Below are 12113 nucleotides of genomic sequence, written 5' to 3' on the forward strand. Positions count from 1 at the left end.
GACCTACTCTCCTTTCAAAACTTTGGCCGGTTCGACATAAATCGCCCGCCGAGTGGGAACGACAGCGGCAACCGCCGCCACCAGCAAAGACAGCCCCAGCGTGAGCGGAAACACGGGTAAGCGCAGCGAAATGGTCGCGTTGAATACCGCCATACCTAGCACCTGTGCCAACAAGTACCCCAGCAGCGAACCACACACCACGGCCGCCAGCGCGATGATGCCAGTTTCTGCCAGCATCTGCCGAATAATGTCCCGCCCGCTCGCGCCCAGTGCTTTCTGTAACGCAAATTCGCGCGCGCGCTCGCCGACAATCGCCATCAGCGTGGTGTTCACACACAGTGAAGACAAGACGAGGATCACCGCCGATACCAACCCCATCAGCCCTTTGATTTTATTCAGCACCTGACCTTCCGACGCCGACACTTTCAGAATCGGGCGGATCTCCAGTTGCGGATACTGTTGTTGAAGCTGTGCAGCGAAACGATCGACCTGTCCCAGATCGTTGCTGACGCTCAGCAGGGCATTACTGATCGCGCCTTCTTTATCTAACCACTTTTGCGCCAGATCCAGATTCACGATCAGCATGTTGTCCGTTGCATCGCCGGATTCCACGATGCCTTTAATCTGCAAGCGCTGCTTCCCGCCGTCACCCACCAGCGTGATGCTGTCGCCGACTTTAACGTTTAACCGTTCCGCCAGCTTCACCCCGATCATGGCATTACGATCGTCGAAGCTGACGCCAATCCAGTTACCCGTAACCTGCCAGTACGGTGCCAACTGACGCAGCGATTCGAACCACACGCCCATCAGCACCACTTTTTCCAGCTCCGTACGCGCCATGCCATACAGATAAGGGCTGGACGCATTGATTAACCCCGCAGGTGCATTATCGATAATTGGCTGAAACGTGCTTTGTGGAAGTGAATTCCCGCGCGCCGGACCGATGTAAAAATTTGCCCCAAAGGTACGCAGTTCCTGGCTCATCTTGGCGTTGATATCAAAATAGACGGCGGACATCGCTGTCACAATCGCCGCCCCTACCGTCAGAGCAGCAAACACGACGCTAACGCGCTGCATACGGAGCCGCAACGCACGGAACACCAGACGCCAGAACATACTGTTCATCCAGCTATTAGCGCCCATACAGCACCTCCACCGGATACAGCTTGGCAATTTTTCGTGCTGGGAACCACGTACCGATGATGGCAATCAGCATCGAGATCACCAGTACGCAGGGGATGACGATCCACGCGAAACTCAACGGTACACCGAACAGCATCAGGCCAATCGCTTTTGCCAGCCCCCAGCCTGCGACACAGCCTGCGATACCGCCCGCCAGGCCGCTCAGCGCCGCTTCGAGATAAAACAGCAGCATGATCTGCCACTGGCGCGCACCCAGTGCTTTCATCAGCCCGATTTCTTTGGCACGCTCCATGATGGTGCTGGTCATCAGTGAGGCGATCCCCATCGCAGAAGCCACCAGCGCCGCGAAGGTCACCACCGCCAATAGCAGTTGAATCTTGTCGATCACCACGCCTTCCGACGCAGCCACCTGCCAGATGGGGCGCACAACCGAACCGGAAATCGCCTCTTCCAACTGGTGCGCAATCGAAGAGACATACGCAGTGCAGTACCAGAGGTCATATTCTTCGGCGTTGAGCGCTTCCAGATTTTCACGCGCCCGCCGCGACAGCTCATTTTCTGGCACGGTTAACGCTGACACGCGAATAGCCTGAATTTTACCCGCCAATCCTAGCAGCGACTGCACCGTTGCCAGCGGCATCACCAGCCGACCTTCTTCATCACCGCCGCTGCTCAGAATGCCGCTAATGTCTACCGTCACGTCGCCTTTCGAGCCGTGCAGCGCGAGTTTATCCCCCACTTTCCAGCCCATTTGCGTCACCAGCTGTTTTCCCACCAGTGCCTGCGCCACATTTTCTGTCGTCACCGGTTCCTGGGGCCACTGCCCTGCCACCTGCCAGTAAGGACTAACGGTTATTTGTCCCGTGCGATAGTCCTCCTCATCCGGCACCGCGACCGGCTGGGAAAAGAAGGTGCCCAGTACGGCAACGGACTGACCATTGATCTCGACATCACCGCTCAGCAGCGGCGCGAAACCGACAATATTATTGCGCCAGAAGATGTCTTTGATATTCGGCAGCTCGGCTTCATCTAGAAAATCCTGTCCTTCCAGCGGATTACTGCGCTCGCCAAACAGCGCGGGCAGCGCCGCCTGACCTGCGGGCTCAATCAAAATATTCGCGCCGTAGGACTTCAACTCACGCGCCATTTTATCGCCGATATCGATGGATACCGCTAGCAGCGCGGAGATCAACCCGGCCGCCAAAAACACGGTCAGTACGGCCAGCGATTTGCGCCGAATATTTCTGCGCCAGGACTGGCGTAACAGTCGCCACAGCATGATTATTCCTCCTCCGCGGGTTCGCCAGCCGCCGCTTTAGCCGTGGCAAATTTCGCGGGACTTTCGCGGAAGCGGTTATAGTTCGCTTCTGACGAGAAGAAGTACGTTTTACCGCCGTAGCGATATTTATGCTCTGCGTTCACGTTGGTCAGCTTGGAACCATCGACCGGATCGATCACTTCCATCGACACCACCGTCGAGAAGTAGTTAGTACCCGCTGCCAGTGAAGCGCGTCCAATCACCAGTTCGTTATCGTCGTTGCTCCATCCTTCAATCGGCACCGGATTGCAGCCACCCGCTTTCCCGATGGAAGGAATGAAAATATGCACCCCGCAGGCGACACAAATCACCTGATTGCCTTCCATCACGTAGCCCTGATCGCCGCACAGCAGACAGGCATCAAACACCACGCCCAGACGCAGACGATCGGGATAGCGGTTAATGATGAAAAAGCGCACGGCCTTACCATCATCGGCAATCCACACAAAGCGATGCAGTTTGCCATCACGTACCTGTTCAATCGGAATATGTACTTTGCCATCGGCCGCCAGCGTCACCGGCTGTGCTTCAGACAAGCGAGGCGGCTGCGACGCGACCTTGTCCCAGTAAAGCTGAACGAAAACGACAACCAGCAGCGCTGCTACCGTCGCCAGCAGCGTGCGGCGTACATTGCGATAGCCTGCCGTCACTTTTCGTTTTTCAATCGCCTCATGCGTAACCAGCACCTGACGACGCGCATGCAACAGCGGCCAAACCAGCCCCACAGCCAATACCGCCATGCATAGCGCACTGAGATAGTTTAATAAATACGCGCTGTTGGTGACGTGCGCCACATAGCTAAGGCGCGGTTTGGTTAGCCCAATCGCCTGCAATTTCATCAGCAACAGCAGCAGGTTACCGCTTATCGGCAACAACAGAAGTGCGACCAGCAACGCCAGCAGCGGCCAACGCAGTAAACGAATGCGACGTACAACCATGCCGCACAGCGCGGCACAAAATACCAGCCAGCCAAACGCCAGTACCACGGCACTGAAATTCAGCAGCAGATCGGTATTCACCACATGGGTGGTGGTCAATGCAGTCAGATTGGGATCGCGGCCCCACTGCACCGCCGCGCCTGCCACTAGCAACGCCTGCCACAAATAGCCGAGACGCGGATGGGAAAAACACTGACAGGCAAGAAACAGGATCAAGGCAAGCGCCTGAAACGCCGTAAACCCAAGCAGAAACGCTTGCCCGTTAGGAAAATGAACGCCAATAAACGTACCGGCACACAGCGCCAGCAGCGTGATCCAGCCCAACTGCCCGATCGTCGGCGTGGAACGATGACTCCAACTTAGCCCCAGTAATAGTGCAATCGGCAGGAAGGATTGGAGTGTCGTGATAAAGAAATAACTCATAGGCTCGTCACACTTCACGTTACATGTGCGTTGACTGCGTTTTGCAGGTGTATCAGTTGGGCATGATGTGTGGTGACATCAGCACGCTGACCGAAAAATCACCGTCTCAGTGGGCAGCAATAGCAAACCCACAGAGACGTAAATATGGCCGCGACAGCACGTCGCGGACAGCAGACCTTATTCTAAGCCGACGTATTTGAAGTCAAAGCTGACATCAAACGGTTTCCACCAGCGGCCAACACCCGTTTCACCGTCAGTGTGACGGTGCATACCCGCTTTTGATGGCGGATCGATGTGGTAAGTCACTTTGTAGTTACCCACGCCCATCATTTTGATGTTCGCACCGTAGTGTGGGCCATCGCTGGCAACCATCGGCATAAAGGTCCCTTCCTGTTTCGCACCGGTATCGGTGTTAGTCAGGGTGTACGCGATGGTCAGGAACGGCATCCACTCACCGGCACCGAAGCCGTTTTTGTTGCCTTCAGCAGCGTGAATATCGGCCTCCAGATGGATGTCCGCTTTCGCAGCTGGCAGCCCCATCCCGCGCGGTTCCATGTCGATAGGTTGCAGATAAACGGCAGCAATTTCCATTTCGTTGATGGAAACCGGCTCACCCGCTGGATATTCTTTAAACGCCAGCGCGGCAGGCGCAGTGAAAATACCGGCAATAACGGCACCTGCAATCAGACTTTTTTGCATATTCATCAAACCCATCCTCATCATCTCAGTCGTCTCCCCTACGCTTATGTCGCTAGGCAATTGGGGTTGTTATGGTTATGTTCTGCTCTTATTGCTTTCAGTATTACAGTCACATCAGAATAATTATTTATCAGACGGCGGACGCTCTGCGTCGCATCACCCACAGAGCGATCAACGCTGCGGCAACCAGCACACCCTGTGGTATTAACGTTTCCACATAAGGATAAATACCCAGCCAGCTGATTTCCGGCACGCGAGTCAGCAACGTCGGTTCAAACAGTTTGCCCTCGATCAGCTCCAACACACCTTTTCCTGCAAACACAAACGCCATCAGATACATAAAGCAGCCGGTAAACATGAAGAACGGCTTAAGCGGTAATTTGACGATGGTGTAGCGCATCACGACGTAAGCGATCAGCAGGATCACACAGCCGATGGCAAACCCAGCCAGAATGGAGAGGTGCCCCGCCATATTGTTGGCATCACCCACCAAGGCGTAGTAGAACAGCACGGTTTCCGCCCCTTCGCGGTACACCGCCAGAAAGCTGGTTAGCCACAGGCCGATCATGGAACCGCTGCTTAGCGAATGGGACAGTTTGCCTTCCAGATAAGCCTTCCAGTGCCGCGCCTCTACTTTGGACAACAGCCAGTAGCTCATGAAGAACAGCATCACCACCGCGATCAACATTGTGATGCCTTCCAGCAGCTCACGGCTGGCACCGGAATTGGTGAACACAAGTTGGAAAATGACGGCGGTAATCACGCTACACAGCAGCGCAACGTAAACCGACTGGCGAATCAGCGGCAGTTTGTCTTGCTGATTGTTTTTCACCAGATAGGCTACGATCGCTGCCACAATGAGCAGGGCTTCCAGTCCTTCACGCACAATAATCAGCAGGCTGTATATCAACAGACTCCAGTGCGTTTCACCGCCGTCGCCCAACATGGTGACGGCCTTCGCCAGTTCCTGCTGCAACGCGTCGGCCTGCCCTTGCAATTGCTCCACAGGCTGCCTGGCGTTCATCATGCTCACCAGACGGGTGAAATATCCTTCCAGCGTAGATTTGAACGCCGCATCACGAGAACCCACCTTGTTCTCCATGCCAGTGGCTTCAAACAGATCGAAGTAAGTGTCCTGCACCGCCATGATGGCAGGTTTGATCTGGCCCTCACGGTATTGTGCAATTGCGGCGGCAATCGCCTGATTGATATCGTCGGAGACCTTCGCCCAGTTAGCATCCGGCACGGCACCGGTATCGGTATCGGCGTTCGCAGCAGGTATTGCTGTCGCCTGCTGGCTGTCGCGTGTTGTCGGTAATCCCGGTAAGACATCTTCGATGTCCTGTAACAGCGTGGTGACCCGATAAGCAACGTCTGTCAGTTGATCGGGCTGGCTGGCTAGGGTAATCAGTGCGGAGAATTGTTGATTAATAGAAGCGGCCTGCTGTGCCGAGCGATTCTGTCTGACCGACATCTCCATCTCAGAATTTTTAAAACCCTGATAATGAGCCTGTTGTACGCTCTGGCTAGCCTTTTTGTAATCGCCAGCCTGGTACTCCGTTACGGCCTGCGCGAGTTGGTCATCGATGATTTTAAAACTCTGCTGCCAGTACGGCGCGATTTCGGCATTGTCATAAGCACCGTGCTGCTCCTGCGCGACCAACTTGTGCCCTTCAGACAGCACTGGCAAAACGGCATCCAGTTCGCCTTTTAGCCATGAGATTTTTGCCTGCACCTCGGCCTGCGGCTTTCCTTCGCCAATCATGCGGCGAATTTCACCGAAGGTCGCTTCTAACTGATAGCTTTTTTGCGCGGAAATATTGATGCGGATAGGGCCTTCGAGGTTTTCAAATACCTCAAAATAGGCCATCTGAACTTCAGTGCGGGCGTCATCCGGCTTTTGCTGCTCATAGAGCTGAGCCGTTTTATCCAGCCTGGTTTCAATATCGTGAATGAATGAGGCGTAATCGGTCGCGGCAAGTGCCACTGAACAACTAAACAGCCAACACAGCAACAGAAGCGTTTTTTGCCAGATAGACATAAGCGAGTGATGAATCACAAATGATATTTATTCTTATTATCACTTTGAAGTCAGCATCTGTCTTGATTTACGTCACGAAAACATGAGCAATGAGAGATTTAGTATGTAACTAAAAGTTACATAGATTATTTTTCGCCCAAAAAACCCCATCCTTTCTAATCCATAGAGTAAATACGGTTTTTTTGATCGCAAAAACGGCAAAATAACCACTTAAACCGACATGGTTCATTAAGCAAAAACCATACCATTAATTAATTTCAGCAACTAAAAACCTAGAGACACCCGTCTTAATATGATATTTCTTTACGTTACCATAGTCAGATTTACAGAAAAATTCCGTTTTACCGCGATAATCCAAGATGTTACACACGTTGACATTAACCCTTTTCATTCACCTTTTTAGGCGAGTACCAAATAGCCTTTAGACGGAAAGCAAGGCAGCCGGGCAGACTCCTTTCCGCCGGCTCATCCCAGTCTTATTGACTGATTATCTCAAACTCACCGCATACTTGCGTTCCACAACTGCCACACGTTAACCCCATTGCGGATCAGAATTTTTCCCATCCCTCGCCGTGGCGACCCTGTACCGACAGCAGCGGTGTGGCGCTCTGCCCGATAGCCCGATGAGCGGGTGCGGACAACGCCGGGCGCGAAAAGGCAGGTTGCCGATCGCTGTCCGAATCCAAACTGAACACATCCACAACGGCAGACAGCTCGCTGGTTTGTTCATCCAACCGTGCAGCGGCCTCTGCCGATTGTGTCACCAACAACGCATTCTGCTGTGTGACGCTATCCATTTCATGCACCGCCTGGCTAATTTGCGTAATACCGCGTGTTTGTTCATCCGTTGCCGCCGCAATTTCACCAATCAGATCGTTCACATGCGCGATGGAAGCGATAATGGCCGTCATCGCCTCACCAGATTGCCTCACTTGCCCAGCGCCGGTTTTAACCCGCGAAACGGATTCCGCAATCAGTGCCTCAATCTCTTTTGCAGCTTGCGCACTGCGCTGCGCCAGCGTACGCACTTCTCCCGCTACCACAGCAAACCCTCGTCCTTGCTCCCCCGCTCGCGCCGCTTCAACTGCCGCATTCAGTGCCAAGATATTGGTCTGGAATGCAATGCTGTTAATGACAGAAGTAATATCGGAAATTTGCCGCGAACTGGCGCTAATACCATCCATCGTCGCCATCACGTTGGTACTGATATTTCCGCCTTTTTGCGCCATGTCAGCCGCATCCTGCGCCAGCTTACGCACTTGATGCACATGGTCGGTCGTTTGCCGTATCGTTGAGCTAATCTCTTCCATGCTTGCGGCCGTCTGCTGCAATGCCGCCGCCTGCTCTTCTGTGCGACTAGAGAGATTATCATTGCCATCCTTAATGCTGGATGTCCCACTGTTGATTTCCGATGTGCTTTGCCGGATGACGGTTACCGTATCGCGCAAACTTTTCTGCAATTTTTTGATATCGGGGATCAACCTTCCCGCACAGTTTCGACCGAACTCAACCAGTTCGCATCCCAACCGACCCGCCGTTAGCTGCGCCAAATGGGATTTAAGCACTGAAATCGGGATAACCAGATAGTTCCTCAAGTAATATTCGGTGAAAATCAACACAATGAGGCCAATAACCATCACGGCAATAAGCGCATTACGGTTTTGGGTATTGTGCTCATTCACGCTTGGAATCAACGACGAGGCGGTAATGCCGTCAGAATAGCGTTTGATATCTTCACCAAACGTCAGACTAATCGGTGGGTAAATGGAGCGGAATATCTCTCGAAATCCTTCGTAATCATTACGCTGTAGCGCCGCATTCATCGGGTCGATCGCGGTAGCAATCAGGGTAGTCCATGTTTTATTTACCGCATCCACCGTCGCTGACTCAACGCCAACATGCTCCGCGGCCTGGAACTTCTCCAGCGAATCCTTGGTGTTTTTCAGCGCAACCTGTGCCATTTCCAACGTCTTTCTGGCGTTTTCTGGCTCGTTACGCTGCAAATAATCCATCGTTCTTTCCATGCGAGTGACGGCCCGAAAATATTGATCGGTTCCATAGACCAGATGGGAATAGGTTTTTCGCTGAGTTTCACTTTTATCAAGCAAATTGGTGACCTGATAAAGCGAGTAAAGACTGAATCCTGATGCTACTCCCCACGCCACTAGCAGGGAAGCCACTATGAGCAGCACCATTATTTTTATGCTGACATTTCTTAGAAATTCCATAATGCACTCCGCGACGTTAACAAACATTTCCCGCCCGCACACGCTGTCGGAAAAGTATTTACTTTTTTGCTCATGACGGTGCCGTCCGTCGTATCACGCCCTTTATCCCACGCGATCTGACAGACGTTCTGGAATTCCCTGATTCATTACCCATTAGCTGGGAAGTTGTGCTCAAAAAATTAACGAAAAGAATGCGTTATCTTCCTTGAGAGGCCAGTTTCCGTTGTTTTAAACAGCCGACGGGCATGAATACATCAGCCTAGCCGGTGGCACATAGAGTTAGTATCGTCAAAAACAGTATAGGCATTAACGGATAAAGAGGATGAATGCGCTACCACGTTATTTTCCAGACAAATGTCTTATGGAAAAAGGCTGTGACGCTCAAGGCGTTAGGACAATTTGTCACGCGCTGAGCATGACCACGATCAGTAAATTAATTTTCTTTATCGGTGATTATCGAAGGTTAGACAACTGCATCAATACCCCGCGACAAGAATGCAGTTCTTACGATCCAAGACTCGGCTTTGGAGAATAATCATGCAGAAAGTGCTTACCGTCTGCCCGTATTGCGGGTCAGGCTGCAAAATTAACCTGCTGGTAGAGAATGGCAAAGTGGTGGGTGCGGAAGGGGCAAACGGCGTCACCAACGAAGGTGAACTCTGCCTGAAAGGTTACTATGGCTGGGATTTTCTCAACGACACCAAAATCCTCACTCCGCGTTTGAAACAGCCGTTGATCCGACGTCAGAAAGGCGCGCCCTTTGAAGCCGTATCCTGGGATGAAGCCATCGGCTTCGCCAGTTCCCGGCTGCAAGCCATTAAAGAGCAGTACGGTGCCGAGTCGATTATGCACACCGGCTCGTCCCGCGGCCCCGGCAATGAAACCAATTACGTGATGCAGAAATTTGCTCGGGCGGTAACCGGCAATAACAACGTCGACTGTTGCGCTCGGCTCTGCCACGGCCCTTCCGTTGCCGGGTTACAGGTTACGCTGGGCAATGGCGCGATGAGTAACTCCATCTGCGAAATTGAAAACACCGACTGCATTCTGATTTTTGGCTACAACGCCGCAGACTCGCACCCCATCGTGGCACGCCGGATACTGAAAGCCAAAGCGCACGGTGCAAAAATCATCGTATGCGATCCGCGCCGCATCGAAACCGCACGCATCGCCGATCTGTGGCTACCATTAAAAAATGGCTCCAACATGGCACTGGTCAATGCATTTGCTAACGTCCTGATCAATGAAGGCCGCTACGATAAATCCTACGTCGCTCGCCATACCGAAGGCTTCGAAGAATTCAGTAAGACCGTCGCAAAATACACGCCTGAGTATGTCGCCGATATTACCGGTTTATCGCCGAAATTGATTCGAGAGGCGATGCGGATGTATGCCGCCGCGCCGTCCGCTACCATTCTATGGGGAATGGGCGTGACGCAGTGGGGTCAAGGCGTTGATGTGGTCAAAGGGCTATCCGGTCTGGCACTGCTAACGGGGAATTTAGGGCGTCCGAACGTTGGCGTCGGACCAGTGCGAGGCCAAAATAATGTGCAGGGCGCGTGCGATATGGGTGCGCTGCCTAATATGTTTCCCGGTTATCAAAAAGTCACGGATCAGGCCGTACTGGCAAAATTTGCCGATGCCTGGGGCGTCCCCGAACTCTCTGACAAAATTGGCTACTCACTGACCGATCTGCCACACAGAATAAAAGAAGGAAAAATCAGAGCCAATTACGTGATGGGCGAAGATCCGTTGCAAACCGAGCCAGATCTGTCAATGCTGCGTGATGCATTCAACGAGCTTGATCTGCTGATCGTACAAGATATCTTCATGACCAAAACCGCCGCGATTGCCGATGTCATTTTACCTGCGACCTCCTGGGGCGAACATGAAGGGGTCTATACTGCTGCTGACCGAGGGTTCCAACGCTTTTATAAAGCGGTGGAACCTCAGGGCGATGTCAAACCAGACTGGGAAATCATCAGCCTGATGGCGACAGCCCTCGGTTATCCGATGCACTATAACAATACGCAGGAAATCTGGGACGAACTGCGACAGCTCTGCCCGCTGTATTACGGGGCGACCTACGAGAAAATGGCAGGACTAGGCTATGTACCATGGCCATGTCCGAGCGAAGACAGCCCTGGAACACCGTGGCTATACGCGGGCAACCGCTTCGATCGCCCTAGCGGCAAAGGCCTGCTGTCAACGGCCGAATGGCGACCGCCGATGGAATTGGTAGATGAAGATTACCCGCTGGTGTTGTGCACCGTGCGTGAAGTCGGTCACTATTCCTGCCGCTCCATGACGGGTAACTGCACCGCGCTACAAACGTTAGCGGATGAGCCCGGTTATGTGCAGATTAGCCTGCATGATGCCGAACGTTTAGGAATACGCGATCAGCAATTGGTCTGGATTTCCTCACGACGCGGCAAGGTTATCTCTCGTGTCGCCGTTAGCGAACGCATCAATAAAGGTGCCGTGTATATGACCTATCAATGGTGGATTGGTGCCTGTAACGAACTCACGCTGGATCATCTCGATCCCATTTCCAAAACGCCAGAATACAAACACTGCGCCGTTAGGCTAGAAGCCATTGACGATCAACAGGCAGCGGAAACCTATGTACAACATGAGTACAGCCAGTTGAAAGATCACCTGCGCTCCACGGCAGAAAACGTCAACTAACCAATAGCCCTACTGAACCACCACGATAAATGTTGGCATAACGCGCTTTTACGTGGTGGTTTCATCCTTTTCGATGCAGGGCTGTTTCAGCTTGGTCAGAACACCGAGAGTAAATAGTGATTTTTTCAGTGAAATGAATTAATAACATTATTTTAAATAATTGATAACAATCTTTTAGGTAACAAAGAACACTATTTTAAATAACCGAAACACTGAAATATTACAAAACAGAAACACTTTGATTAATAATTACACTTTATTTGGCGTGGAGTTATCGGCTACATGATTAATTAAAACAAGTCATAGTTAAAATAATTAAAAAACTAATGTAATCAAAAAATGCGATATATATCATTCTTTCGTTGATTGTTTTTTTATTACTACCTAATTTTTAACCAATTGACCATGTATTTTATTGATGTAATCCACAGCATCATTAGCAACACTAATTCAACACCTTACCCCACCTTATCTCACCAACAAAAAACACACCCAACGCACTGTTTAATAAGAAGTTAATTAAAATAACACCTTTTCCTCGATCTGCGCCCCACATCCTCATTAATCATTACAAGCGGTATGGACATGCATTTTTCGCATGACAAAGATCACAATTACATAACAATCCGCAGAAA

Annotated in this window: 7 protein-coding genes; 1 reads left to right on the top strand and 6 read right to left on the bottom strand. The window is 51.7% G+C overall.

The genetic code is table 11. From position 1 onward, the window contains the following. Nucleotides 1-3 precede the first annotated feature (3 nt). From A6301_RS07425 to A6301_RS07450, 6 genes are all read right to left on the bottom strand, one after another. On the bottom strand, nucleotides 4-1143 hold the full coding sequence (locus tag A6301_RS07425) for an ABC transporter permease (RefSeq protein WP_338130363.1): 1140 nt from the start codon (nucleotides 1141-1143) through the stop codon (nucleotides 4-6). Then, nucleotides 1133-2422 carry an ABC transporter permease gene (locus A6301_RS07430; RefSeq protein ID WP_234257462.1) on the bottom strand — a complete coding sequence of 430 codons (1290 nt, stop codon included), beginning with the start codon at nucleotides 2420-2422 and terminating at the stop codon, nucleotides 1133-1135. Before A6301_RS07430 ends, A6301_RS07425 begins: the two co-directional genes overlap by 11 nt. A 2-nt stretch (nucleotides 2423-2424) precedes the next feature. Then, nucleotides 2425-3822 carry a Fe-S-containing protein gene (locus tag A6301_RS07435; protein ID WP_234257463.1) on the bottom strand — a complete coding sequence of 466 codons (1398 nt, stop codon included), beginning with the start codon at nucleotides 3820-3822 and terminating at the stop codon, nucleotides 2425-2427. Nucleotides 3823-3999: 177 nt separating this feature from the next. Beyond that, nucleotides 4000-4527, bottom strand: a complete 528-nt coding sequence (locus tag A6301_RS07440; RefSeq protein WP_107169938.1) for an iron transporter — start codon at nucleotides 4525-4527, stop codon at nucleotides 4000-4002. A 124-nt stretch (nucleotides 4528-4651) separates the two neighbouring features. Next, nucleotides 4652-6562, bottom strand: a complete 1911-nt coding sequence (locus A6301_RS07445; RefSeq protein WP_234257464.1) for an FTR1 family protein — start codon at nucleotides 6560-6562, stop codon at nucleotides 4652-4654. A gap of 548 nt (nucleotides 6563-7110) precedes the next feature. Next, nucleotides 7111-8790 (bottom strand): methyl-accepting chemotaxis protein, encoded by a 1680-nt coding sequence (locus A6301_RS07450; RefSeq protein WP_107169936.1) that lies wholly within the window; start codon nucleotides 8788-8790, stop codon nucleotides 7111-7113. Nucleotides 8791-9327: 537 nt separating this feature from the next. Between A6301_RS07450 and fdhF the strand changes: the two genes are divergently transcribed. After that, a complete protein-coding gene (gene fdhF / locus A6301_RS07455) occupies nucleotides 9328-11478 on the top strand; it encodes a formate dehydrogenase subunit alpha (protein ID WP_234257465.1) in 2151 nt (716 codons plus the stop codon). Nucleotides 11479-12113: the final 635 nt, after the last annotated feature.

This window comes from Pectobacterium sp. IFB5596 (assembly GCF_021432585.1).
Taxonomy (GTDB): Bacteria; Pseudomonadota; Gammaproteobacteria; order Enterobacterales; family Enterobacteriaceae; genus Pectobacterium; species Pectobacterium punjabense.